Here is a 24785-nt window from a genome sequence, read left to right as displayed (position 1 = left end):
ACGCCCGCAGCGCCCAGGCGTCCACGGCGGCGGGGGGGGGGGGGGGTGACCACCCGCCCCCCAGGAGGGGGGGGGGGGGGGGGGGGTGGGTGGGGAGGGGGGGGGGGGGGGGGGGGGGGGGGGGGGGGGGGGGGGTGCGCCCCCCCCCCCCCCGGGACGTCCGGACGGGCGCCGGGTGCCGGGGAAACGGGGAGTGCCCCGTTGGCCCGCACCCGGCGCCGCCATCCGGTCAGGAACCGGTGGTCTCCAGGACCTGCGCCGGCTCGGCCGGAGCCGGCTTCGCTGTCCGAGCCGCCCCCCGCCGTGCCGGGATGAGCAGCGCCGCGAGCCCGGCGACAGCCACGACCGCCGCCCCCGTCACCAGCGCCGGCCGCAGCCCGTCCACAAAGGCCTGCCCGCTCTCGTAGCCACCCTGCGCCGCGAAGATCGACGCCATGACCGCGATGCCGAGCGCGCCCCCGACCTCGCGCAGGGCGTTGTTGGCGCCGGAGGCTATGCCCTGTTCGTGGGCGCTGACGCTGGACATCACCAGGTTGGCGGCGGGGGCGAAGTACAGGGCCATGCCGATGCCGCTGATGATCAGGCCGGGCAGCTGGATCGTGTAGGAGGCGTCCGCGGTGACCACGCAGGCCATCCAGGCGAGACCGGCGGCCTGGAGGAAGAGGCCGGCGGCGACGACGGGGCGGCCGCCGATGCGGTCGGAGAGGATGCCTGCGATCGGGGCGACGAGCATCGGCATGCCGGTCCAGGGCAGCATGCGCAGGCCGGCCTCGGTGGGCGAGTAGCCGAGCACGCCCTGCATGTACTGACTGAGCAGGAAGATCGAGCCGAACATCCCGAGGAACATCAGCAGGCTCGCCGCGTTGATGCCGGTGAAGGCGCGGTTCCGGAACAGCCGCATGGGCAGCATGGGGTTCTTGTTGTGGATGCCGTGGTGCACGAAGCCGGCGAGCATCGCGGTACCCGCGAACAGGCCGGTCAGAACGAGGGGGCTGGTCCAGCCGTCGACCGGGCTGCGGACCAGGCCGTAGACGATCCCGAAGAGGCCGCCGCTGGCGAGCAGGGTGCCGGCGATGTCGAGCCGGGCGCCGGTGCCGTAGGACTCGGCGAGGCGGAGGCGGGCGAGCGGCAGGAGGGCGATGCCCAGCGGCACGTTCAGCCAGAAGATCCACTGCCAGGAGATGTGCTCGGTGAGGCTGCCACCGATGAGCGGGCCGGAGGCCACGGCGAGGCCGTTCACGGCGCCCCAGATGCCGTACGCCATTCCGCGCCTGGCGGCGGGCACGGCTGCCGTCAGGAGAGTGAGCGTCAGCGGCATCATGATCGCCGCGCCTACGCCCTGGACCGCGCGGGCCGCGATGAGGGAGTCGATGCCGGGCGCCATCGCCGCTGCGGCAGACGCTGCGGTGAACACGGCGGTGCCGATGATGAAGAGCCGGCGACGGCCGAAGCGGTCGCCGAGCGCCGCGCCGAACATCAGGAAGACGGCGAAGGTGAGCGTGTAGGCGCTCACGGTCCATTCGAGGTCGTCCAGCGCTCCCCCGAGATCCGCCCGGATGGAGGGCAGGGCGGTGGTGACGACGAGGTTGTCGAGGGCCGCCATGAACCCGGCGACGCTGGTGATGACCAGGGCCCAGACGGCCCCTCCGCGACGTGCTGCCTGCTGTGACATCGCTCCCCCAGAGAGTGATCGTCAATTTCGATTAGTTATTGATTACTAACTTTCAGGGTCGCAGGAAATCGCACCTCAAGGCCTTTTCGGCTCTGCTCCTACTGCTGCTCCTGCCGACCCTCGAGCTGCTCCGGCGGACAGAGCCCTTCCCAGACCCGGTGCTCGGGCGGGAAGCCCATGGCCACCAGGCAGTTGATGAGCATTCCGTGCGCCAGGAAGGTCGTCGTCTCGTTGACGTCGGCACCGAGGGGCAGATGGACGGTGTCCCACAGCCGCATCCAGCCGGCCCGCATCGCCTCGCCGAACTCGTGCTCACCGGCCTCCTCGGCGGCGGCCACGGCGACGTACATCTGCATCTGCATCATCAGCCGCTCGGGCTGCTCCGCGATGACCTTGGTGTACGCGTTTCCCATGGCACGCAGGGCCTCTTCGCCCTCGAGCCCCTTGGCGGCCTCTTCGAAGGTGCTGATGGTGTCCTCCACGCACCGCTCGGCCGCCGCGAGGAACATCGCTTTCTTGCCCGGGAAGAGCCGGAAGAGGTAAGGCTGCGAGACACCGACCCGCTTGGCGATCGCCTCGGTCGACGTGCCGTGGTACCCACCACGGGCGAACTCGGCCGTCGCCGCGCGGATGACACTCTCGCGCCTCTCTTCTGCGCTCATCCTGACCATACGAGAAAGTTAGTACTCAATCACTAACTACGTCAAGGAGCGGGCAGCCGGTGCACTCCGGCCGGCCCCCAGTGCCCATGAGTAAGGGGCGCCCCGCCACGGGGAACGCCCCTTACCAATGACTCCGCCCAATGGCTCCTGGCTTCAGGCCAGTCGCACGACCGCCCGCGACATCCCCAGCACCTTCAGGCCAGCGCTGGTCGCGGTGAGGTCGACACGGACCGTGTTGTCGTCGAGCTTGGCGGCGACCTTGCCGCTGACCTCGATGGTGGCGCCCTGGTCGTCGTTCGGGACGACGACCGGCTTGGTGAAGCGGACGCCGTACTCGACGACCGAGCCCGGGTCGCCGGTCCAGTCGGTGACCACACGGATCGCCTCGGCCATGGTGAACATGCCGTGCGCGATGACGTCCGGGAGGCCTACCTCTTTGGCGAACTTCTCGTTCCAGTGGATCGGGTTGAAGTCGCCGGAGGCGCCCGCGTACTGGACGAGGGTGGCGCGGGTCACGGAGAAGGTCTGGGCGGGCAGCTCGGTGCCGACCTCGACGTCGCTGTACGTGATGTTGGCGGTCATCTGCTCACGCCTCCTCGGCCGCACGGGCCACGAGCTTGGTCCAGGCGGTCACGACGTGCTCGCCGGCCTCGTCGTGGACCTCGCCGCGGATGTCCAGGATGTCGTTGCCCGCCATGGACTTGATCGCCTCGATGGTCGAGGTGACCGTGAGCCGGTCTCCGGCGCGCACGGGACGCACGTAGACGAACTTCTGGTCGCCGTGCACCACCCGGCTGTAGTCGAGGCCGAGCTGCGGGTCCTGGACGACCTGTCTCGCCGCCTTGAAGGTGATCGAGAAGACGAAGGTCGGCGGAGCGATCACATCGGGGTGGCCGAGCGCCTTGGCGGCCTCCTGGTCCGTGTACGCCGGGTTGGCGTCCCCCACTGCCTCCGCGAACTCACGGATCTTCTCCCGGCCCACTTCATACGGGTCGGTGGGCGGGTAGCTCCGCCCCACGAAGGACTGGTCGAGCGCCATGGCTCGGCACCTCCTGATGTCTGCTGCACGAAAACGACGTGAGGCCGCCCCCCATACTGCGGGGGCGGCCTCACGTACGAGCCTGATTTATCGCGTTTCGCGGTGCGCGGTGTGCGCATTGCAACGCGGGCAGTGCTTCTTCATCTCCAGTCGGTCCGGGTTGTTACGCCGGTTCTTCTTGGTGATGTAGTTCCGCTCCTTGCACTCCACGCAGGCCAGCGTGATCTTCGGGCGGACGTCGGTGGCAGCCACAGGAGTGCTCCTTGACGAACGGATGGGACGATGAACGCATTAACGCATAGAAGAGTAGCCGATCGAAGGACCGACCCCGCAATCGGCTACCGTCAGTAGCGGTGACCGGACTTGAACCGGTGACACAGCGATTATGAGCCGCTTGCTCTACCGACTGAGCTACACCGCTGTGATGCGATCGGCCCCCGCCTTGCGACGGGAACCTCTCACACCAGAGCCCCAATACGGAATCGAACCGTAGACCTTCTCCTTACCATGGAGACGCTCTACCGACTGAGCTATTGGGGCGAGCGATGAAGACATTACACGCTAGGCCGCCGTTCACCCAAATCCGTTTCGCGGCTCCCGTCCGGCCCTGATCCGGGCTTCTCCCACGGGTCCCGGACGCCTCTCCGGTACGACGGACCACACCGGTACGACTATTGCGCTCCTCCCCGTTGTGAGCAGGTCGTCACCCTAGGCTCGACTCACTCTGCGTGATCTTGCGCCCTCACCCGCCCCCGTCCTCCGCAGCCCCCGAGCCCCGCACCCCCGAGCCACTGGAGCGCGATGCCCGACAGCCAGCCGCAGCCGCCCCCTTCGTCGTCCGGTTCGTCGTCGGGTTCCTCGTCCGGGCAGGTCGAGGGGACGTCCCTCCTGTTGTGCGGTGCGCGGCTCACCGACGGCCGGACCGTGGACGTACGGCTGGGCGGCGGGCGCATCGAGGCGGTCGGTACGGTCGGCAGCCTCGCGGCGGGCGGGACACGCGCGCGTGGCGTGCGCGTGGACCTCGGTGGCTATCTCCTCCTGCCGGCCCCGGCCGAACCGCACGCCCACGGCGACACCGCTCTGTCGGCCGACGGCGAGGGACCGGTCTCGTACGACGCCCAGGACGTCCAGCGCCGGGCCACGGAGGCCGCACTGCTGCAACTCGGGCACGGGGCGACCGCGCTGCGGGCACACGTGCGCGTCGGGGACGTCCAGGGGCTCGGTGCGCTGACCGCCGTACTCCAGGCGCGGCGTGCGCTGCGCGGGCTCGCCGAGCTGACGACCGTGGCGATGCCGAGGGTGCTGACCGGGGTGGCCGGGGCCGACGGGCTCGCGATGCTGCGGGACGCGGTGAAGATGGGCGCGTCCGTGGTGGGCGGTTGTCCGGATCTCGACCCTGATCCGACGGGGTATGTGCAGGCGGTCCTGGAGGTCGCCTCCGAACACGGCTGCCCCGTCGACCTGCACACCGACGCCGCCGACCCGGCCCGCCTGTCCCGGCTCGCGGCCATGGCCGGCGGACTGCGCCCCGGGGTGACGCTCGCGCCGTGCGGCGGCCTGGAGAGTCTGCCCGCCGAGGTGGCGTCCCGGACCGCCGACCAACTCGCCGCGACCGGGGTGGCGGTGGTGTGCCTGCCGCAGGGCGGCTGCGGGGGCGTCGAACGGCGGGGCACGGCGCCGGTACGGCTGCTGCGGGCGGCCGGAGTCCGGGTGGCGGCCGGCAGCGGCGCCATGAGGGACGTCTCGAACCCCGTGGGGCGCGGCGACCCCCTGGAGGCGGCCTACCTGCTGGCCTCGCGCTACGGCCTGCGTCCCGAGGAGGCGTACGACGCGGTGAGCGGGCAGGCCCGGGCGGTACTGGGACTCCCGGAGGTACGCGTGGAGGCGGGATTTCCGGCCGAGCTGCTCGCGGTACGGGGTGACCGGCTGTCGGGGGCGCTCTCGCTCGCGTACAGCCGGATCGTGGTGCACCGGGGGCGCGTGGTGGCGCGGACCAGCGCGGTGCGGGAGTACTGCAACACGGCGGTCACGGCGGAGTTGGGGCTTCCTCGGCAGGGGCGTGGGGAGTTGTCGTAGGGGGACGGGCGGGGCGCGTGCGGCCCGTGGGTGTGCGGGAAGTGGGCTCCTGGCGTGTGGCCGGAGTCGTGCGGCGAATGCGGCTGCGCGGGCGTACGGTCGGACGCATGCGCATTGTCATTGCTGGTGGTCATGGTCAGATCGCGCTGCGGCTGGAGCGACTGCTCGCCGCGCGCGGAGACGAGGTCGCGGGGATCATCCGCCGTGCCGAACAGGGCAGCGACCTGCGGGAGGCCGGGGCCGAACCGGTTCTGCTGGATCTGGAGTCCGCCTCGGTCGAGGAGGTCGCGGCGCATCTGCAGGGTGCGGACGCGGCGGTCTTCGCGGCGGGCGCGGGCCCGGGCAGCGGGGTGGCCCGCAAGGACTCGGTGGACAAGGGCGCGGCGGTGTTGTTCGCGGACGCGGCGGTCCGGGCCGGCGTACGGCGTTTCGTGGTCGTGTCGTCGATGGGCGCGGATCCGGCGCACGAGGGCGACGAGATCTTCGACGTCTATCAACGCGCCAAGGGCGAGGCGGACGCGTACGTCAGTGGCCTGGACGCCCTCGACTGGACGATCCTGCGCCCGGGTTCGCTGACGAACGACGCCGGTACCGGGCTCGTACGGCTGGAGGCGCACACCGGCCGGGGCGCGGTGCCGCGGGACGACGTGGCGGCCGTACTGGCGGAGTTGGTGGACACGCGGGCGACGGCCGGGCTGGTCCTGGAGCTGATCAGCGGGTCCTCGCCGGTGTCGGTGGCGGTGAAATCGGTGGCCGGAAACTGAGGGTGACGACCTCGGGTGGGCGCGGCGGCGCGGGGGGCGCTGCTGCCGCAGATGTTCGGGGTCTTCTCGCGGACGAGCGTGACGTCTTCCTTTCGCGGTGCCCGGCTCCGGACGGGGACTGGTCGAACATGCCGGACGGTGCCCGCGCCCAGTGGGCATGGCAGTTCGCGGCCGGGCTAGAACAGGGGCAGTTGCCCGGGGAAAACGGAGACTGTGTACCCGTCCAACGTGGGTTGTGCGGCTCCGAGTTCCGCCTGCCGCCGAGATCCCGGGCAGGAGACGAGCTCGCCGCTCTCGCGTGCGCCGGGCGGGTCGTGCCGGGCGAAGCGTCCGGCGACGACTGCGATCTCGCGACGGCATTCGGGGCAGTGTCTGCGGCGGGTGGACATGGGATCAGTGTCCCCCGCCCCCGGCTCCTCACTGGCTCTGCCGACCATGGGTTCCCGGTCAGCGAACACGTCCTCGGCGCGGAACGCGTCTGATCGCCTCCGCCGACGGACACCAGGCCCAGGCGTCGGCAATCGTCGTCGCCGGTGAGGCGCCGGTCCCGGAGGACGTCCTGCTGAGCGGCAACGGACATGACCAAGGGCCCGTGACCTGCTTATTCGCAGGTCACGGGCCCTTGGTTCCCGTGTGGCGGCGCCAGGGTTCGAACCTGGGTAGGCTGAGCCGGCAGATTTACAGTCTGCTCCCTTTGGCCGCTCGGGCACACCGCCGGGGATTGCTGCCCTTCGAGCCGCTTTTCGGCGGTGCTCCGTGGCAACGACGTAAACAATACCCGATACCGAGGGGTGCTTCGCCACCCGATTGATCTGCGCTCGAGGGTCGGGGGGTGGCTAGGCTTGGCCGGATGCGGCCCGGGACCACACCGGGCTCGGCGCCCGCCCCCACGTACGCCGATACGCACGTACGCACCCGACACGCACCCTCGATACAAGGAGCCACAGGACATGGCCGACTCCAGTTTCGACATCGTCTCGAAGGTCGAGCGGCAGGAGGTCGACAACGCCCTCAACCAGGCCGGCAAGGAGATCTCGCAGCGCTACGACTTCAAGGGCGTGGGTGCCTCGATCTCGTGGTCCGGTGACAAGATCCTGATGGAGGCGAACTCCGAGGACCGGGTGAAGGCTGTCCTCGACGTCTTCCAGTCCAAGCTGATCAAGCGCGGGATCTCGCTGAAGGCGCTGGACGCGGGCGAGCCCCAGCTCTCCGGCAAGGAGTACAAGATCTTCGCGTCGATCGAGGAGGGCATCTCCCAGGAGAACGCGAAGAAGGTGGCGAAGATCATCCGCGATGAGGGCCCGAAGGGCGTGAAGGCCCAGGTGCAGGGTGACGAACTGCGGGTCAGCTCGAAGAGCCGCGACGACCTGCAGGCCATCATCGCCCTCCTGAAGGGCAAGGACTTCGACTTCGCTCTGCAGTTCGTGAACTACCGGTAGGCGGACGGGCACACTGCTCTGTACGAGGAAGGGTGGGCACCCGGCGGTTTCCCGGCGGGTGCCCACCCTTCTCGCCTGCTGGCTGCGGTCCGGTGGGTTCGTCGCGCTCAGTCGCGCGAGTTGCCGAACAGGAGGCGGTAGCCGACCAGGAGGACGAGCGAGCCGCCGATCGCCGCAGCCCAGGTAGCACCGTCGTAGAAGTCCTTGGCGACCGGGTGGTCGAGCCAGCGGGCCGATATCCAGCCGCCGATGAACGCGCCCGCGATGCCGATGAGGGTCGTGCCGATGAAGCCGCCCGGGTCGCGGCCCGGCAGCAGGAACTTGGCGATGGCTCCGGCCAGGAGACCGAGGATGATCCAGCTGATGATGCCCATGCCGTGAACCTGCCCTTCCGTTCTGTGCCCGCACTGTCCCCGCGCTGTGACTTCCGTCGCGGCAGGCTGTGCTCGCGGGCCGTGGGCGTACCGCTCGTCGCGCGGGTTTCATGCCGTGTTGGTGGAGAGGACGTCACCGCTGTGCCCGGCGGTTGCAGCGATCAGTAGGGTGCGGCACATGACACGTTCCGGAGCCGAGCTACGGCGCACGCTGGGGGTGAAAGACGCGGTGGTCATCGGGCTGGGCTCGATGATCGGCGCCGGCATCTTCGCCGCCCTGGGGCCGGCGGCGCACGCGGCCGGGTCCGGTCTGTTGCTCGGGTTGGCGGTCGCCGCCGTGGTCGCCTACTGCAATGCCACCTCCTCTGCTCGGTTGGCGGCCCTGTATCCGGCCTCCGGCGGCACGTACGTGTACGGGCGCGAGCGGCTCGGGCCGTTCTGGGGATATCTCGCGGGCTGGTCGTTCGTGGTCGGGAAGACGGCTTCCTGTGCGGCGATGGCACTCACCGTGGGGACGTACGTCTGGCCGGGGCAGGCGCACGCCGTGGCGGTCGCGGCCGTGGTGGCGCTGACCGCGGTGAACTACGGCGGGGTCCAGAAGTCGGCCTGGCTGACGCGGGCGATCGTGGCAGTGGTGCTGGCGGTCCTCGCTTGCGTGGTGGTCGTGTGTCTGGGCTCCGGCTCGTCCGATGCCGGGCGGCTGGACGTCGGGGTGTCGGGCGGGGTGGGCGGCGTGCTTCAGGCGGCCGGTCTGCTGTTCTTCGCGTTCGCCGGGTACGCGCGGATCGCGACCCTCGGCGAGGAGGTGCGGGATCCGGCGCGCACGATCCCCCGCGCGATCCCGCTGGCCCTGGGCATCACGCTGGTGGTGTACGCGTGTGTGGCGGTGGCGGTCCTTTCCGTGCTGGGGGCGGGCGGGCTCGGGAGCGCGGCCGCGCCACTGGCCGAAGCGGTGCGGGAGGCCGGGGTGCCGGGGCTGGTGCCGGTGGTGCGGGCGGGCGCCGCGGTGGCCGCGCTGGGTTCGCTGCTCGCTCTGATCCTGGGTGTCTCACGCACCACGCTGGCCATGGCGCGGGACCGGCATCTGCCCGGCGCGCTGGCCGCCGTGCATCCGCGCTTCCAGGTGCCGCACCGGGCCGAACTGGCCGTGGGCGCGGTGGTCGCCGTCCTGGCCGCCACGGTGGACGTGCGGGGCGCGATCGGGTTCTCCTCCTTCGGTGTGCTGGCGTACTACGCGGTGGCCAACGCGTCGGCTTGGACGCTGGGTTCGGCTCCGATGGCGCGAGTGGTGCCGGCGGTGGGGTTGCTCGGGTGCGTGGTGCTGGCCTTCGCGCTGCCGGGGATGTCGGTAGTGGTGGGGGTGGGTGTGCTGGCGTTGGGGGCGGTCGCGTACGGCGTACGGCGGCTGGTGGCTGGTCGCGGGCAGTAGCGGCCGTGGGAAGGGTGTGACGGCACTCCCGGTCGCCCGCCCGTGCCGGCAATCGGGCGCCCTCGGCCGTGAGTTCATCATGCGATGCCGCCCTGACGATCGGGCGGGGCTGTGGACAACCGCCGGCCTGTGGAAAACCCACACCTGCCGCGGACACCGCGTGGAAGCCGGGCCGAGGGCGCCCGACCGTGGAGCATCAGCGGTCAGGTGGGCAGCGTGATGTGGCGGTCGGCGAGGGGAGGGACCCCCGGGCCCCGCCCGTCAGCGGGTCGCGAACGGCTGGTCGGTCGGCACGATTTCGCGGCCCAGCGGGAACAGCGAGACCGGGATCAGCTTGAAGTTGGCGATGCCGAACGGAATGCCGATGATCGTGACGCACAGGGCTATGCCGGTGACGATGTGGCCGATGGTCAGCCACCAGCCGGCGAGGACCAGCCAGAGCACGTTGACGAGGAAGGAGGGGGCACCCGCGTCGCGGCGCTCGACCGTGGTGTAGCCGAAGGGCCAGAGGGCGTAGACGCCGATGCGGAAGGCCGCTAGGCCGAACGGGATGCCGATGATGGTGATGCACAGGAGCAGGCCCGCTGCCACGTAGGCGAGGAACAGCCAGAAGCCGCTCAGGACGAGCCATATGACGTTCAGGATGGTTTTCACTGGGGGCGACCTGCCATCTTCTCGAGCCGGGCGATGCGTTCTGCCATCGGCGGGTGTGTCGAGAACATCTTGGAGAGTCCCTGGCCTGGGCGGAAGGGGTTCGCGATCATCATGTGGCTCGCGGTCTCGATGCGGGGCTCAGGGGGCAAGGGGAGCTGTTTGGTGCCCAGTTCGAGCTTGCGCAGGGCACTGGCGAGGGCGAGGGGATCACCGGTGAGCTGGGCGCCGGACGCGTCGGCCTCGTACTCCCTGGAACGGCTGATGGCCAGTTGGATGAGACTGGCCGCGAGCGGGCCCAGGATCATGATCAGCAGCATGCCGAGGAGGCCGGGGCCGTCGTCGTCGTTGGAGCGGCCGATCGGGATCAGCCAGGCGAAGTTGACCAGGAACATGATCACGGAGGCGAGGGCGCCGGCGACCGAGGAGATCAGGATGTCGCGGTTGTAGACATGGCTGAGTTCGTGGCCGATGACGCCGCGCAGCTCGCGCTCGTCCAGGATGCTCAGGATGCCCTCCGTGCAGCACACGGCGGCGTTGCGCGGGTTGCGGCCTGTCGCGAAGGCGTTGGGCGCCTCCGTCGGGGAGATGTACAGGCGGGGCATGGGCTGGCGCGCCTGGGTGGAGAGGTCGCGGACCATGCGGTAGAGGCCGGGGGCCTCGAACTCGCTGACCGGGCGGGCGCGCATCGCGCGTAGAGCCAGCTTGTCGCTGTTCCAGTACGCGTAAGCGTTGGTCCCCAGGGCGATCACGACCGCTACGACGAGCCCCATTCGGCCGAAAAAGCTGCCGATGACGATGATGAGTGCGGACAGTCCCCCGAGGAGTACTGCGGTCCTGAGCCCGTTGTGCCGGCGGTGCACGGTACGCCCTCCAAGTCGTGCAGCAGGGGAACCCTTTGCTTGCTGATCTCAGTCACTGAGCTTTGCTCAATGCCTCCGATGCCACTGGCGCCGTGGTGTCACGTCCAGTGGACCCTCCCGTTCTGGTCAACGCCAGGCGGGGGTCTCTAGTTCCCTTGTGCGTACAGGGGCATGCGTGGGCCGTCCGGGTGAGGGCAGCGGTACGCGCTCAGAAGAGGCCGGTGTCGGTGAAGCGCAGGACCAACTGGGGTGCTCCGGAGAGGGCGATGCCGAGGACGCCGGTGAGGGCGATCGCGGCGGTGAGGGGGGCCGGGACGCGGTGTTCGGCGACTTCGCCCTCGGGCGCGCGGAACAGGAGGGCCGTCCACTGGAGGTAGTAGAACAGCGCGATCACGACGTTGACGGCCATGACCACGGCGAGCCAGCCGAGGCCCGCGTCGACGGCCGCGGAGAACACGGTGACCTTCGCGAAGAGCCCGATGATGCCCGGCGGCAGTCCGGCGAGGCAGAGCAGGAAGAAGGCCAGGAGGAGCGCGGCGAGCGGGTTCGACGCGTACAGGCCCCGGTAGTCGGAGACCCGGTTGAGCACCTTCGTACGGCCGACCAGTGCGGCCACCGCGAAGGCACCCAGGTTCACGGCGGCGTACATGAGGGCGTACGCGACCGTGGAGCCGATCGACTTCTCGGCGTCGTCGGAGTACGCGGCGGCGGCGATCGGGACGAGGAGGTAGCCGGCCTGGCCGACGGACGACCAGGCGAGCAGTCGTACGGCGCTGTACGCGCGCGTGGCCTGCTGGCGCAGGGCGCCGACGTTGCCGACGGTCATGGTGAGGGCGGCCAGGGCGGCGAGTGCCGGGCCCCAGACGTCGGCGTACGACGGGAGGGCCACGACGGTGATGAGGATGAGGCCGGAGAAGCCGACCGCCTTGCCGACGACCGACAGGTAGGCGGCGATCGGGAGGGGCGCGCCCACGTAGGTGTCCGGCACCCAGAAGTGGAAGGGCACGGCGGCCGTCTTGAAGGCGAAGCCGATGAGGGTGAGGACGACGCCGGTCTGGGTGAGGGTGTGGAGCTGTCCGTCGACGTGCTGGATGCGGTCGGCGATCTGGGTGAGGTAGAGGGTGCCGGTGGAGGCGTACACGAAGCTGATGCCCATCAGGCTGACCGCGGTCGCGGTGACCGAGGACAGGAAGAACTTCAGGGCCGCTTCGGAGGACTTCTTGTCACCGTGCCTGAGGCCGACGAGGGCGAAGGCGGGCAGGGAGGCGACTTCCAGGGCGACGATCAGGGTCGCGAAGTCGCGGGAGGCGGGCAGGAGGGCGGCGCCGGCCGCGGAGGACAGCAGGAGGAACCAGTACTCCCCTTCGGGGAGTCCCTTGTCGGCGTCCTTGAGTGCGGTGACCGACAGGAGGGCCGCGAGGAGGGCGCCGCCGAGGACCAGGAGCTGGAGGACGAGGGTGAAGCGGTCGGCCGTGTAGCTGCACACGTCGGGGGCGCCGGTCAGGCAGAAGGTGCTGCGGTCGCCGTCGAGGAGCGGCAGCAGCATGAGCGTCGAGGCGGCGAGGCCCGCGACCGATCCCCAGCCGAGCAGCGCCTTCTTCTTGTCGCCGACGAACAGGTCGGCGACGAGGACGACGAGTCCGACGACCGCCGTGATGGTGGGCGGCGCGATGGCGAGCCAGTCGACGGACTGGACGAGGTTCGCGGCCGGCGGCTGGGCCAGGGCGCTCATCGGGTGCCTCCTGCGAGGAGCTGCTGCACGGCCGGGTCGGTCAGGCCCAGGAGGGCCTTCGGCCAGAGTCCGGCGACGACGGTGAGGACGACGAGCGGGGTCCAGGCCGCGAGCTCGTAGGCGCTGACGTCGGCGAGCTTGGGGGCTTCCTGCCGTACCGCGCCCATGCAGACGCGGCGGACCACGATCAGCATGTACGCGGCCGTCAGCAGCGTGCCGAACGCGGCGATCGCCATGAAGGTGAGGAAGGCGGGGCGGCTGAGGCCCTCGCCGGGGTCGAACGCGCCGAACAGCGCCAGCATCTCGCCCCAGAATCCGGCGAGCCCGGGCAGCCCGAGCGAGGCGACGGCGGCGAAGGCGAGCAGGCCGCCGAGGCGGGGAGCCTTGCCGTAGAGCGCGGCGCCGGTCTCCTCGGCGAGGGTGTCGAGGTCGGACGTACCGGTGCGGTCCTTCAGCGCGCCGACCAGGAAGAAGAGGAGGCCGGTGATGAGGCCGTGGGCGATGTTGGCGAACAGGGCGCCGTTCACGCCGGTCGGGGTCATGGTCGAGATGCCGAGCAGAACGAAGCCCATGTGGCCGACGGACGAGTAGGCGATGAGCCGCTTGAGGTCACCCTTCGCTCCCTGTCTGGCCAGGGCCAGACAGGCCAGGGATCCGTAGATGATGCCGACGACGGCGAATGCGGCGAGGTAGGGCGCGAAGGTGCGGAAGCCGTCCGGCGTGATCGGCAGCAGAATACGGACGAATCCGTACGTACCCATCTTCAGCAGCACGCCGGCCAACAGGACCGAGCCGACGGTCGGGGCGGACGTGTGGGCGTCGGGCAGCCAGCTGTGCAGCGGCCACATCGGCGTCTTGACCGCGAGCCCGATCCCGACCGCCAGAACCGCGATGACCTGCACGGATGTGGTCAGCGACCGGCCGTTGTCAGTGGCGAGTGCCATCATGTCGAATGTGCCCGCCTTGATTCCGATCAGGAGCAGGCCGAGCAGCATGACCACGGAACCGAGCAGCGTGAAGAGGATGAACTTCCAGGCCGCTCGGGTCCGTTGTTCACCGCCCCAGCGGGCGATGAGGAAGTACATCGGGATGAGGACCATCTCGAAGGCGAGGAAGAAGAGGAGCAGGTCGAGGACGGCGAAGGTCGCGAGGGTGCCGGACTCCAGGACGAGCAGGAGTGCGACGAAGGCCTTCGGGGTCGGGCCCGCGGGCATCTTGAAGTAGGAGTAGAGCGCGCAGAGGAAGGTCAGCAGCGCGGTCAGGACCAGAAGGGGGAGGGAAATGCCGTCGGTGCCGAGGTGGATCCGCACGTCGAGTGCGGGGATCCAGCTGATGTCGGTCGTGGCCTGCATCTTCGACGGGTGGTCGTGGTCGAAGCCGAGCGCGAGGACGATCGCCGCGATGAGGACCGTGCCGGTCACGGTCACACCGTGCCGGAGCACGGTCACACCGTGCCGGAGCACGGCCTGCTCGGGTGACTTCCCCTTCAGTGCGGGCGGGGCCGGCAGCAGAGCGGCGGCGGCGCCGAGAAGCGGGCCGACCACGATGAACGCCAGAAGGACCTGCATCACGGACTCGTTGATATCGATCACGCCTGCTCACGCTCCCGTGGCGACGAGGACGGCGGCGACCACCAGGACGACGGTGCCGGCGAGCAGCGCGCTCACATAGGTCTGCAGATTGCCGGTCTGGGCCCGCCGGACGGCGGCTCCCAGCAGGCGGGGCAGCGCACCCGCGCCGCGTACGTAGGTGTCGACGACCTCACGGTCGAGGAACCGGACGAGGGTGGCTCCGGCCTGGACCGGACGGACGAAGAGGGTCGCGTACACGGCGTCGAGGTGGAAGCCGACGGCTGCGTGGCGGTGCAGTGGGCCGAGCAGGAGACGTCCCGGGTCCGCCGGGTCGGGGGCGTAGGCCACGTCTCCGTAGGCCGGCTTGTGGCTGGCGATGGCCTCGGCCTCGACCTGTCCGGCGTCGCCCTCGGGGTGGGCCGCGACCGCACCCAGCGGGACGCGGGACGCGAGCGCGGTGGTGTGCCGCCAGGCCGCGTAGGTGACGAGGCCGCCGACCAGGGCCACGCCCGTGCCGAGGACGGAGGTGGTCGGGGTCGGGGTCAGGTCACGGCCGTCGAACCAGTCGGGCAGCACGCGGTAGGCGAGTGCGCCGACGGCGAGGGACGGCACGGCGAGCACCCACAGCACCACGGTCATGGTGAGGGGCTGCCTGCCGTGGTCGGGGGCCTCGGCGCCCCGGCCGCGGAAGGCCAGCAGCCACAGGCGGGTCGCGTAGGCGGCGGTGAGCAGGGCCGTGAGCAGTCCGGCGACGAGGACGGTCCAGCCCGCGGCGCCGGGGGCGTGCTCGGTGTGGCCGGTGGCGACGTGTTCGGCGGCGCCGAGGACGGACTCCTTGGAGAAGAAGCCGCTGAAGGGCGGGATCGCGGCGAGCGCGAGGAGCGCCACGGTCATCGTCCAGTAGGCGTCGGGGATGCGGTCGCGCAGGTTGCTCATGCGGGACATGGCCGCCAGCGAGTTGGTGCCGGCGGCGTGGATGATCACGCCCGCCGCGAGGAACAGCAGCGCCTTGAAGGCGCCGTGCGTAAGGAGGTGGAAGACGGCGGCTCCGCGGTCGCCGACCGCGAGGGCGCCGGTCATGTAGCCGAGCTGGCCGATGGTCGAGTAGGCGAGGACCCGCTTGATGTCGTCCTGGGCGAGCGCGGCGAGCGCCGAGCCGGCCATCGTGACCGCGGCCATGACGGCGAGGACGACCATCGCGGCCTGGGAGGCCTCGAAGACCGGGAGGAGACGGGCGACGAAGTAGACACCGGCGGCGACCATCGTCGCGGCGTGGATCAGCGCGGAGACGGGGGTCGGGCCCGCCATGGCGTCGGGGAGCCAGGTGTGCAGCGGGAACTGGGCCGACTTGCCTGCCACGCCGGCCAGGAGCAGCAGGGCGATCAGGGTCGGGTGGTCGAGTCCGCCGCTCGCGACGGCGCCGAGGACACGGGTGATGCGGAAGGACCCGGCGTCGATGGCCAGCGCGAACAGGCCGATCAGAAAGGGGACGTCGCCGAGCTTGGTGACCAGGAAGGCCTTGAGAGAGGCGGCGCGGGCCTCCGGGGTCTCCCAGTAGTGGCCGACCAGGAAGTACGAGCAGATGCCCATGATCTCCCAGCCGACCAGCAGCACCATCAGGTCGCCGGAGTAGACGACGAGCAGCATCGCGGAGGTGAAGAGGGAGACGAGGGCGGCGTACGAGGGGTAGCGCGGGTCGTCGCGGAGGTAGCCCGTGGAGTAGATCTGCACGCAGGTGGCGACGAGGCCGACCAGGACGGCGACGAGGGCTGCGAAGCCGTCGATGTGCAGGGCGAGTTCGATCGGGACCGAGCCGGTGGGTGTGAGCTCGGTGGCGGCGTCGACGGCCTGGTCGCCGCCCTGGCGCACGGCGACCACCACCGCGAACGCGAGGGCGGCGAGCGTCGGCAGGACGGCGAGCGGGCGGACGAAGCCTGGGGCCGTGCGGCCCAGGAGCAGGCCGGCGGCGGCGCCCAGAAACGGAAGGAGGGGGACGAGGACGGCGAGGGTGGTCGTGGTCACGCGGTGGCCTCAGCCTTCCCGGCCCGGTCGGCCGGGCCGGCCGTGAGGGCGTCGCTGTCGGAGCCGTCCGAACCGTCGGAGCCGTCGGCCGGGGGGCTCTCGTGGCCCTCGGCGGTGTCGCGGAGCTTGTCGATGTCCGCGGTGCCGCGGTTGCGGTGGACGGCGAGGACGATCGCCAGGCCGATGCCGATCTCGGCGGCGGCGATGGCGATGGTGAACAGGGTCAGGGCCTGGCCGGAGTGCAGGGTCTCCTCGGCGGTCCGGCTGAGCCAGACGTCGAAGGCGACGAGGTTGAGGTTGACGGCGTTGAGCATCAGCTCGACCGACATCAGGACCAGGATCGCGTTGCGGCGGGCGAGTACGCCGTACAGGCCCGTGCAGAAGAGGAGGGCGGCGAGAACAGCGGGATAGGCGAGGTGCATCAGCCGGCCCCTTCCGTGTCGCGCCGGGTGTCCCGGGTGCCGGGGACACGCGGGCCTGTCCCCGACGCCTCCGCCTTGGTCTTGCGGGACAGGACGATCGCACCGACCAGGGCGGCGAGGAGGAGGACGGAAAGGGCCTCGAAGGGAAGGACCCAGTTCTGGAAGAGGCTGGCGCCGGTGGTCTCGGTGGAGCCCGCTGCCGGACCGTCCAGGTCGATCCAGGTGGTGCGGAAGGCGTCGACGACCACCCACACCAGGGAGGCCGCGGCGGCGACGGCGACGGTGAGGGCGGCCCAGCGGTTGCCGGAGTCGGCGTCCGGGGAGCGGCCGATGGGGGCCCTGGTGAGCATCAGACCGAACAGGAGGAGGACGACGACGGAGCCGACATAGATGAGGACCTGCACCCAGGCGATGAACTCGGCGGTGAGCAGGAGGTACTCCACGGCGAGCCCGCCGAGGGTCACCACCAGCCACAGGGCGGCGTGCACCAGCTGCTTGGTGGTGACGGTGACCAGTGCGGCGCCGAAGGTGACCAGGCCGACGAGGAGGAAGGCGATCTCGACGCCGGTCGGGGAGAGGAAGCCGTGCGTCTCGGTGGCGGCCGTGAGGGAACCGGCTGCTGCTGCGAGGGTCATGCCTCCCCCTCCTGCCGGGGCTGGTCCGTCTGCTGCTTCGACTCACCCATCGGCCGGGTGGGCTGCTCGGCCGCGCGGGCCTGCTCGTCCGCGTGCGGCTCGGTCGGGGACTGGGCTTCCTGCTGGGCGGCCAGTTTCTCGGCGCTCTTGCGGGCGGCGGCGATCTCCTTCGGTTCCTCCGCGGCGGGGTCGAGGGCGGGCGGGGCCGGGACGGTCCACATCCACTCGCGGAGCTTGTCGCGCTCGTGGGTGAGGTCGCGGATGTCGGTCTCGGCGTACTCGAACTCCGGGGACCAGAACAGGGCGTCGAAAGGACAGACCTCGATGCAGATACCGCAGTACATGCACAGGGAGAAGTCGATGGCGAAGCGGTCGAGGACGTTGCGGCTGCGTTCGCGGCCGCCGGGGGCCGCCGCCGGGACCGTCTCCTTGTGGGAGTCGATGTAGATGCACCAGTCCGGGCACTCGCGGGCGCACAGCATGCAGACCGTGCAGTTCTCCTCGAAGAGGCCGATGACGCCGCGGGTGCGGGGCGGGAGGTCGGGCTGGACGTCCGGGTACTGCTCGGTGACGGTCTTCTTCGTCATCGTGCGGAGGGTGACGGCCAGGCCCTTGGCGAGGCCACTGCCAGGAATGGGGGCCATGGTTACTGGATCACCACCTTGACGATGCCGGTGAGGGCGATCTGGGCGAGGGAGAGGGGGACGAGGAGGGTCCAGGAGAGCTTCTGGAGCTGGTCCTCGCGCAGGCGGGGATAGGTGACGCGGAGCCAGATGACGACGAAGGCCAGCACGGCCGCCTTCAGGAGGGTCCAGACCCAGCCGAGGCCGTCGGCGCCCCAAGGGCCGTGCCAGCCGCCCAGGAAGAGGACGGTGGTCAGACCGCACAGGACGACGATTCCGGCGTACTCGGCGAGGAGGAACAGCGCGAAGCGGAGGCCCGTGTACTCGGTGTAGGCGCCGAAGATGATCTCCGAGTCGGCGACCGGCATGTCGAAGGGCGGGCGCTGGAGCTCGGCGAGGCCGGCCACGAAGAAGACGATCGCGCCGACGATCTGCCACGGCAGCCACCACCACTCGAAGGCGTCGAGGATGCCGGGGAGCGAGACCGTGCCGGCCGCCATCGCCACCGAGGCGGCGGTGAGCAGCATCGGGAGTTCGTAGGCGAGGAGCTGGGCGGCGGTGCGCAGGCCGCCGAGGAGGGAGAACTTGTTGGCGGAGGCCCAGCCGGCCATGAGCGAGCCGAGGACGCCCACGCCCATGACGGCGAGGACGAAGAAGACGCCCGCGTCGATGACCTCGCCGACGGCGCCCTCGCCGGGGCCGATGGGGATGGCGAGGAGGACCAGGAGGTACGGGAGGAGAGCCACGGCGGGGGCGAGTTGGAAGATACGGCGGTCCGCGCCCGCGGGTACGACGTCTTCCTTCTGCGCGAACTTCACGCCGTCGGCGACGAGTTGGGCCCAGCCGTGGAAACCGCCGGCGTACATCGGGCCGAGGCGGCCCTGCATGTGGGCCATGACCTTGTGCTCCGTCTGGCCCACGATCAGGGGGAAGGTGAGGAAGACGACAAAGACGATCAGGAGTCGCAGGGCGACGTCGAGAGCGTCGTTCACTGCGGGCCTCCTGCGGGGGCTTCGGGGCCTTCGGGGGCTTCGGGGCCTTCGAGGGCTTCGGTGTGATCAGGCGTGGGGTCGGGCTGTGTGCCGGGCTGCTTCGGGGCGGGCTTCGGGGCGCGCTCGGGGGTGGGTACCTGCTCGGTCTCGGCCCCCGGCTGGGCCCCGGGTTCGGCTTGGGGACCGGGACCGGGACCGGGATCGGGATCGGCTTCGGATGCCTGAGCGGGCTCGGGCTCAGCGGTGGGCTCGGACTCAGCGCCCCGGTCCGGCTTCGGTTCGTCGAAGGCCGGGCGGGCGTGGTGCCAGGGGGCGTCCGGGCTGCGCGGGGCGCTGGGGGCCTTCGACGGCGTACCTTCGGCTTCGCCGGCCGACTCTGCCGTGCCTGGCGTTGCCGCACGCCGGCTCGCCGACCCGTCCGAGGCGGTGCGTGCCCGACGCCGGGCGACCGGCGCCTCTGGGGCCGGGGCGTCCGTGGCCGGGGCGTCCAGTGCCGCCGTATCCGTGGCTGGCGAATCCGTGGCTGGCGAATCCGTGGCTGGCGAATCCGTGGCTGGTGAATCCGTGGCTGGTGAATCCGTGGCCTGGGGCGTCTCGGTCTGGCTCGCGGAACCCTTCGTCGCCGTGCGGCTGCGCCTCGGCTCAGCGGGAGTGCCCGCAGACTCGGATGCCTCCGCCTGGCCCGCCGGGGGCACCACGGCCTCCGCCGGAGACGCAGACGCCTGACTCCCCGAACCCTCGGATGCCGTGCGAGAACGCCTCGGCTCAGCCGCCGCGTCCGCAGACCCCGACGCCCCCTCCGCCTGACCCGCCGGAGACGCCGCGGGCTGCCCCGTCGCCCCCTCGGCCGGAGATGCCGTCGCCGCGCCCGCCGTCCCCTGCTCCGAAGTCACCGCCGTCTGGCTCGCCGAACCCTCCGCCGCCGTACGTGCGCGGCGTACGGGCCGGTCGGCGGCTGCTCGCGTCGGGCGTTCGCCTGTCGCGGCGCAGCCGGCGCCGCGGGTGGGGCGGCTCGGGGCCGGGGGGAGCTGGCCTTTCAGGGGGCCCCATTCGTTGGGGTCGGGGACGCCTGGGGGGAGCATCTGGCGGCGTTTGGGCCCGCCGTGTTCTGACTCGCCGGGTTCCTTGGCTCCGGGCCAGGCCTTGGCGACGCGGGCCGCGAGGACGAAGTCCTTGCGGAGGGGGTGGCCTTCGAAACCCTCGGGGAGCAGGAGGTGGTCCAGGGAGGGGTGGCCTTCGAAGGCGATGCCGAACATCTCGTGGGTCTCGCGCTCGTGCCAGGCCGCTCCCGCGTAGACGTCGACGGCGGTCGGCAGGGCGGGGGCCTCGTGCGGGACGGTCGTACGGACGAGGAGCCGGCGTACCGGGGAGAGGGCGACGACGTGGGCGGAGACGCGGAAGCCGGTGCCCGGTTCGTCGACCGCGCTGAGCCAGTCGAAGTAGGTGCAGCCGAGGCGGTCGCGGGCGGCTTCCAGGGCCGGGATCCAGGAGGCCGGCGGCACGTCCACCGTCAGGACTTCGTACGACTCCTCCGCGGTGGCCTCCGCGCCGAACAGTTCCTCGGCGGGGGCGGGCAGCCAGCCGACCTCGGTCATCGTTCCTCCCCCGAGGCCGAGGCCGAGGTTGAGGTGGCCGGGTCCGGCGGCCGGACCAGCCCGCTCTGGAGTGCCGCGGCCGACGGACGAGCCGTCCCGTACCGCTCCGCGAGGGATTCCCGGGCGATCTTCTCCTGGAGTTTGAGGATGCCCTGGAGCAGCGCCTCGGGCCGGGGCGGGCAGCCGGGGACGTAGACGTCGACCGGGATGATCTGGTCGACGCCCTTGGTGACGGAGTAGGAGTCCCAGTACGGGCCGCCGCAGTTGGAGCAGGCGCCGAAGGAGATGACGTACTTCGGCTCGGGCATCTGCTCGTAGAGGCGTTTCACGGCCGGCGCCATCTTGTCCGTGACCGTGCCGGAGACGACCATCAGGTCGGCCTGGCGTGGGCCGGGCGCGAAGGGGATCACGCCGAGGCGGATGAAGTCGTGGCGGGCCATCGACGCGGCGATGAACTCGATCGCGCAGCAGGCGAGGCCGAAGTTGAAGACCCAGAGCGAGTAGCGGCGGCCCCAGTTCAGGACCACCTTCATCGGCTCGGGTGCGAGGCGCGCGAGGGCGCCGAGGCGCTGCGGCTCGGGGAGCAGCACAGGCTGGGAAGGAGTCGGGGTCACGTCCATGTCAGGACGCCCTTCTTGTACGCGTACAGCAGGCCCACGGCCAGGAAGCCGAGGAAGATGAACATCTCCACGAGGGTGGTCGCGCCGTAGCCGGGAGCGGCGAAGACCGTGGCCCAGGGGAAGAGGAAGATCGAGTCGACGGCGAAGATGACGTACAGGAACGCGTAGACGTAGTAGCGGACCTGGGTGTGGGCCCAGCCCTCGCCGACGGGGTCGACGCCGCACTCGTACGTCAGGAGCTTCTCGGGGGTGGGGACCACGGGCCGCAGCAGGCGCCCGGCTCCGAAGGCGACGGCCACGAACAGCACGCCGACGGCGGCGAGCAGCCCGACGACCGAGTACGACTGGAAATACTCCGCCGCGATGACGACGGTCGGTTCCGGCACGTCAGCCCCTCGCTCTCTGACCTTGGACCCTGGACTCTTGCCTACGGACTCTGAACTGCGGACTCCGCACTACGACTGCGCTGGACGATCTGTACGCACGGGAGTCTAGGCCCTGCTAAAGAGAGCGTAAGCAGCCCGTCACGCCTTGGCGGAAACCACAGGTCGTCGGGGTGGGGTTATCCCCAGGGGATCGGGGCGGCCCGCCTCATGGCGCGGCGGCCCGCAGCGCGGCACGCTAACCCGTATGACCGAACGTCTCCCGTCCTCGAGACCCAGCCAGAAGGCGGGCAGCGACCGCCTGCCGCCTGTCCGTTTCGCCTTCGACCGGCACACCTGGAAGGAGATCGCGCACCTCCTGGCGAACCTTCCGGTGGCACTGCTCGGATTCACCTACGTCATGACGGTGCTGCTCACCGGCTTCTGGCTGACCGTCACGGTGATCGGCTTCCCGTTGCTCGCGGCCGGCCTGATGGGTGCCCGGCAGCTGGGCAAGCTGGAGCGGGCTCGGGCCAGGGCGCTGCTCGGCGTGCGGATCGACGAGCCGAGTCCTCTTCCCCTGCGCAGCCGCAACAGCGGTTTCCTCGCACAGTTGTGGATGGGGATCAAGGACCCGGTCGGCTGGCGGACGGTGCTGTACGAGTTCGTCCGGCTGCCCTGGGGTGTCTTCACCTTCACCCTGACGCTGACCTCGTTGTTCGTGCTGTGGCCGGTGCTGCCGTTCATCGCGCGGGGTCTGACCAACGTGGACCGGGCGATGGTGCGCGGCCTGCTGTCGCCGTCCGACGAACTGGAGCGGCGGATCGCCGAGCTGGAGTCGGACCGGGGGGTCGTGGTCGACACGGCCGCCGCCGATCTGCGGCGGATCGAGCGCGATCTGCATGACGGGGCGCAGGCCCGGCTGGTCAACCTGGCCATGGGGCTCGGCCTGGCCAAGGAGAAGCTGCTGGAGGACCCCGATACGGCGGCGGCGATGGTCGCGGAGGCGCACGGCGAGGTCAAGCTCGCGTTGCAGGAGCTGCGGGATCTGGCCCGGGGCATCCATCCCGCCGTACTGACGGACCGCGGCCTGGACGCCGCCCTGTCCTCGGTCGCCTCGCGCTGCACGGTGCCGGTGAAGGTGACGGCCGACCTGCCCGCCAGACCGGCCGCGGCGATCGAGGGCATCGCCTACTTCACCGTCTCGGAGCTGCTGCAGAACATCAGCAAGCACAGTGGGGCCAGGACCGCGTCCGTCGACGTGTGGCAGGCCGACGACCGTCTGCTGATCCAGGTGTGGGACGACGGCCATGGCGGCGCACGCCTCGACGGCGGTACCGGCATGCGCGGCCTGGCCGACCGGCTGGGCGCCGTCGACGGTCTGTTCGTCATCGACTCGCCGCCGGGCGGACCGACCGTGGTCACCGCGGAGCTGCCGTGGCGGGACCGCTCGCTCGACGCGAGGGAGCACTCGGGGGCCCGGGAACCCAGGAGATAGGGCCCGGGAGGTAGGGAAAACCCCCCGTCTCAGACGCCGACTGACTCCATGGTCCGCGGACCTGCGGCCGAGCAGGGTGGAGGTACGACACGACGTACGACCGGACAGTCACGGAACGAGGGAGAAGGACGACGCCGATGGCCACCGACTCGGACTACGGACAGGGCTTCGGCCACGACAGCGGGCTCGGGTTCGCGGAAAACACCCGGCAGCATCGACTGCCCGCCGCGCTGCGGGCGCCGTTCGAGGCGCGCAGCCTGCGCGAGCTCGGCTATGTGCTGCTGGGCCTGCCGATCGGCGTGGTGCTGTTCACGTACGCCGTCACGATGGTCTCCGTCGGAGCGGGCCTGCTCGTGACGTTCCTCGGGATCCCCGTGCTGGCGGCGGGGCTGGCCGGTTGCCGGGGCTTCGGCGCGCTGGAGCGGGCCCGGGCGCGCGGGCTGCTGGGTCTCGAGGTGGGCGACCCGGAGCCGCTGCGGATGCGGAAGCGGGGTGTGATGGCCTGGATGGGGGCCGTCCTCAAGAGCGGCACGTCCTGGCGCACCCTGCTGTACGCGCTCCTGTACCTGCCGTGGTCCGTGTTCTCGTTCGTCGTCGCGGTGAACTTCTGGGCGATCGGCTGGTCGCTGATGACGTACCCGCTGTGGTTCTGGCTCTTCCCGATGTACGGCGGGCAGGACGGGCTTCAGCTGTACGGCGACGAAAGCCACCACATCTATCTCGACAACCCCTTCGAGATCACCGTCACGGCACTGGTGGGGCTGTTGTTCACCCTGGCCACGCCGTGGATCGTGCGGGCGCTGACGACGGTGGACCGCGTCCTGGTGCACGGGCTGCTCGGGCCGACGCGGCTGTCGGCGCGGGTGGTGGAGCTGGAGTCGGACCGGGGGGTCGTCGTCGACACCGCCGCGGCCGACCTGCGGCGCATCGAGCGGGACCTGCACGACGGCGCGCAGGCGCGGCTGGTGGCGTTGGCCATGGATCTGGGGCTGGCGAAGGAGAAGCTCACGGAGGATCCGCAGGCGGCGGCGCGGATGGTGGACGACGCGCACGGCGAGGTGAAGACGGCGCTGCAGGAGCTGCGGGACCTGGCGCGCGGGATCCACCCGGCGGTCCTGACGGACCGGGGGCTGGATGCGGCGCTGTCGGCGGTGGCGTCGCGGTGCACCGTGCCGGTGCAGGTGGAGGTGGAACTGCCGGCGCGGCCGGCGGCGGCGATCGAGGGGATCGCGTACTTCACGGTGTCGGAGCTGCTGCAGAACATCAGCAAGCACGCTCAGGCGACGTGGGCGGCCGTGGATGTGTGGCGGGTGGAGAACCGGCTGATGCTCCAGGTCGTGGACAACGGCGTGGGCGGGGCGGACACCTCCGGCGGATCCGGGCTGGCCGGGCTCGCGGAGCGGCTGGACGCGGTGGACGGGATCCTGGTGGTCGACTCGCCGGTGGGCGGGCCCACCCGGGTGACCGCGGAGTTGCCCTGGCGGGCGGAGCCGGCGATGCGGTGAGTTCCCTGACAGGCGCAGGTGCCAAGCCGCAGCTTGGGCTCGGCTGAGCGGCGGCGCTAGGCGCGGCACTAGACGGCGGCACTAGGCGCGGCACTAGACGGCGGCACTAGACGGCGGCACTAGACGGCGGCGCTGGGCGCGGCGCTAGGTGTTCTGTCTCGGGAGGTTGTGGACAGGTGAGTCAGATCTCGGCTGGGGGATCTTGAACGGGTGAGGGCCTTTCGGGTTCGGTGTGGATT

Annotated in this window: 25 protein-coding genes and 3 tRNA genes; 6 read left to right on the top strand and 22 right to left on the bottom strand. The window is 70.8% G+C overall.

The window, feature by feature from the left end:
• Window positions 1-229: 229 nt before the first annotated feature.
• The 7 genes from ACZ5XS_RS44045 to ACZ5XS_RS44015 form a co-directional block, all read right to left on the bottom strand.
• Window positions 230-1672 (bottom strand): DHA2 family efflux MFS transporter permease subunit, encoded by a 1443-nt coding sequence (locus tag ACZ5XS_RS44045; protein ID WP_468661211.1) that lies wholly within the window; start codon window positions 1670-1672, stop codon window positions 230-232.
• 98 nt (window positions 1673-1770) lie between these two features.
• On the bottom strand, window positions 1771-2343 hold the full coding sequence (locus tag ACZ5XS_RS44040; RefSeq protein ID WP_468661209.1) for a TetR/AcrR family transcriptional regulator: 573 nt from the start codon (window positions 2341-2343) through the stop codon (window positions 1771-1773).
• 144 nt (window positions 2344-2487) lie between these two features.
• Entirely contained in the window at window positions 2488-2916 is a 429-nt protein-coding gene (locus ACZ5XS_RS44035) for a MaoC family dehydratase (protein WP_217237717.1), read from the bottom strand.
• Window positions 2917-2920: 4 nt separating this feature from the next.
• A complete protein-coding gene (locus ACZ5XS_RS44030) occupies window positions 2921-3373 on the bottom strand; it encodes an FAS1-like dehydratase domain-containing protein (RefSeq protein ID WP_468661206.1) in 453 nt (150 codons plus the stop codon).
• A gap of 87 nt (window positions 3374-3460) precedes the next feature.
• Window positions 3461-3625, bottom strand: coding sequence for a 50S ribosomal protein L33 (gene rpmG, locus ACZ5XS_RS44025; protein ID WP_003948671.1), 165 nt, complete (start codon window positions 3623-3625; stop codon window positions 3461-3463).
• A 96-nt stretch (window positions 3626-3721) separates the two neighbouring features.
• Window positions 3722-3794, bottom strand: a tRNA-Met gene (locus ACZ5XS_RS44020).
• Between the two features lie 46 nt (window positions 3795-3840).
• A tRNA-Thr gene (locus tag ACZ5XS_RS44015) sits at window positions 3841-3913 on the bottom strand.
• Window positions 3914-4174: 261 nt separating this feature from the next.
• On the opposite strand from ACZ5XS_RS44015, the gene ACZ5XS_RS44010 reads away from it, so the two are divergent.
• Window positions 4175-5449: an amidohydrolase family protein gene (locus ACZ5XS_RS44010; RefSeq protein WP_468661204.1), complete on the top strand. Its 1275-nt coding sequence runs from the start codon at window positions 4175-4177 to the stop codon at window positions 5447-5449.
• Window positions 5450-5556: 107 nt separating this feature from the next.
• Window positions 5557-6213 carry an NAD(P)H-binding protein gene (locus ACZ5XS_RS44005; protein WP_468661202.1) on the top strand — a complete coding sequence of 219 codons (657 nt, stop codon included), beginning with the start codon at window positions 5557-5559 and terminating at the stop codon, window positions 6211-6213.
• 176 nt (window positions 6214-6389) lie between these two features.
• Here the strand turns inward: ACZ5XS_RS44005 and ACZ5XS_RS44000 are convergent, their stop codons facing one another.
• Entirely contained in the window at window positions 6390-6602 is a 213-nt protein-coding gene (locus ACZ5XS_RS44000) for a hypothetical protein (RefSeq protein ID WP_468661200.1), read from the bottom strand.
• Window positions 6603-6847: 245 nt separating this feature from the next.
• Window positions 6848-6929 (bottom strand) — tRNA-Tyr (locus tag ACZ5XS_RS43995).
• 234 nt (window positions 6930-7163) lie between these two features.
• On the opposite strand from ACZ5XS_RS43995, the gene ACZ5XS_RS43990 reads away from it, so the two are divergent.
• Entirely contained in the window at window positions 7164-7652 is a 489-nt protein-coding gene (locus ACZ5XS_RS43990) for a YajQ family cyclic di-GMP-binding protein (protein WP_468661198.1), read from the top strand.
• 107 nt (window positions 7653-7759) lie between these two features.
• On the opposite strand, the gene ACZ5XS_RS43985 is transcribed toward ACZ5XS_RS43990, so the two are convergent.
• Window positions 7760-8026: a GlsB/YeaQ/YmgE family stress response membrane protein gene (locus ACZ5XS_RS43985; protein WP_217237722.1), complete on the bottom strand. Its 267-nt coding sequence runs from the start codon at window positions 8024-8026 to the stop codon at window positions 7760-7762.
• Window positions 8027-8204: 178 nt separating this feature from the next.
• Between ACZ5XS_RS43985 and ACZ5XS_RS43980 the strand changes: the two genes are divergently transcribed.
• Window positions 8205-9455 carry an APC family permease gene (locus tag ACZ5XS_RS43980; RefSeq protein ID WP_468661196.1) on the top strand — a complete coding sequence of 417 codons (1251 nt, stop codon included), beginning with the start codon at window positions 8205-8207 and terminating at the stop codon, window positions 9453-9455.
• A gap of 261 nt (window positions 9456-9716) precedes the next feature.
• Here ACZ5XS_RS43980 and ACZ5XS_RS43975 read toward each other — a convergent pair whose 3' ends face one another.
• From ACZ5XS_RS43975 to ACZ5XS_RS43920, 12 genes are all read right to left on the bottom strand, one after another.
• Window positions 9717-10109, bottom strand: coding sequence for a YccF domain-containing protein (locus ACZ5XS_RS43975; RefSeq protein ID WP_468661194.1), 393 nt, complete (start codon window positions 10107-10109; stop codon window positions 9717-9719).
• Entirely contained in the window at window positions 10106-10969 is an 864-nt protein-coding gene (gene htpX, locus ACZ5XS_RS43970; RefSeq protein WP_217237725.1) for a zinc metalloprotease HtpX, read from the bottom strand. Before htpX ends, ACZ5XS_RS43975 begins: the two co-directional genes overlap by 4 nt.
• 208 nt (window positions 10970-11177) lie before the next feature.
• Window positions 11178-12701, bottom strand: a complete 1524-nt coding sequence (locus ACZ5XS_RS43965; RefSeq protein WP_468661192.1) for an NADH-quinone oxidoreductase subunit N — start codon at window positions 12699-12701, stop codon at window positions 11178-11180.
• Window positions 12698-14293, bottom strand: coding sequence for a complex I subunit 4 family protein (locus tag ACZ5XS_RS43960; RefSeq protein ID WP_468661190.1), 1596 nt, complete (start codon window positions 14291-14293; stop codon window positions 12698-12700). The genes ACZ5XS_RS43965 and ACZ5XS_RS43960 overlap by 4 nt, the downstream gene beginning before the upstream one ends.
• Window positions 14294-14299: 6 nt before the next feature.
• A complete protein-coding gene (locus tag ACZ5XS_RS43955; RefSeq protein WP_468661188.1) occupies window positions 14300-16294 on the bottom strand; it encodes an NADH-quinone oxidoreductase subunit 5 family protein in 1995 nt (664 codons plus the stop codon).
• A complete protein-coding gene (gene nuoK, locus ACZ5XS_RS43950) occupies window positions 16291-16716 on the bottom strand; it encodes an NADH-quinone oxidoreductase subunit NuoK (RefSeq protein ID WP_468661186.1) in 426 nt (141 codons plus the stop codon). Before nuoK ends, ACZ5XS_RS43955 begins: the two co-directional genes overlap by 4 nt.
• Window positions 16716-17351 (bottom strand): NADH-quinone oxidoreductase subunit J family protein, encoded by a 636-nt coding sequence (locus ACZ5XS_RS43945; RefSeq protein WP_468661184.1) that lies wholly within the window; start codon window positions 17349-17351, stop codon window positions 16716-16718. Before ACZ5XS_RS43945 ends, nuoK begins: the two co-directional genes overlap by 1 nt.
• A complete protein-coding gene (locus ACZ5XS_RS43940; protein WP_468661182.1) occupies window positions 17348-17995 on the bottom strand; it encodes a NuoI/complex I 23 kDa subunit family protein in 648 nt (215 codons plus the stop codon). The genes ACZ5XS_RS43945 and ACZ5XS_RS43940 overlap by 4 nt, the downstream gene beginning before the upstream one ends.
• A gap of 2 nt (window positions 17996-17997) precedes the next feature.
• A complete protein-coding gene (locus ACZ5XS_RS43935) occupies window positions 17998-18966 on the bottom strand; it encodes a complex I subunit 1/NuoH family protein (protein WP_217237732.1) in 969 nt (322 codons plus the stop codon).
• On the bottom strand, window positions 18963-20561 hold the full coding sequence (locus ACZ5XS_RS43930) for an NADH-quinone oxidoreductase subunit C (protein WP_468661180.1): 1599 nt from the start codon (window positions 20559-20561) through the stop codon (window positions 18963-18965). The genes ACZ5XS_RS43935 and ACZ5XS_RS43930 overlap by 4 nt, the downstream gene beginning before the upstream one ends.
• On the bottom strand, window positions 20558-21181 hold the full coding sequence (locus tag ACZ5XS_RS43925) for an NADH-quinone oxidoreductase subunit B (protein ID WP_468661178.1): 624 nt from the start codon (window positions 21179-21181) through the stop codon (window positions 20558-20560). Before ACZ5XS_RS43925 ends, ACZ5XS_RS43930 begins: the two co-directional genes overlap by 4 nt.
• The gene (locus ACZ5XS_RS43920; protein ID WP_217237735.1) at window positions 21172-21567 is read right to left on the bottom strand and encodes an NADH-quinone oxidoreductase subunit A; all 396 of its coding nucleotides are present in this window, start codon (window positions 21565-21567) and stop codon (window positions 21172-21174) included. Before ACZ5XS_RS43920 ends, ACZ5XS_RS43925 begins: the two co-directional genes overlap by 10 nt.
• Before the next feature lie 244 nt (window positions 21568-21811).
• On the opposite strand from ACZ5XS_RS43920, the gene ACZ5XS_RS43915 reads away from it, so the two are divergent.
• Window positions 21812-23041 carry a sensor histidine kinase gene (locus ACZ5XS_RS43915; RefSeq protein WP_468661176.1) on the top strand — a complete coding sequence of 410 codons (1230 nt, stop codon included), beginning with the start codon at window positions 21812-21814 and terminating at the stop codon, window positions 23039-23041.
• 137 nt (window positions 23042-23178) lie between these two features.
• Window positions 23179-24546 (top strand): sensor histidine kinase, encoded by a 1368-nt coding sequence (locus tag ACZ5XS_RS43910; RefSeq protein WP_468661174.1) that lies wholly within the window; start codon window positions 23179-23181, stop codon window positions 24544-24546.
• Window positions 24547-24785: the final 239 nt, after the last annotated feature.

This window comes from Streptomyces sp. NPDC033131 (genome assembly GCF_055578365.1).
The sequence above is the reverse complement of the archived record's forward strand: the minus strand, read 5'-3'. Positions and strand labels throughout refer to the sequence as shown.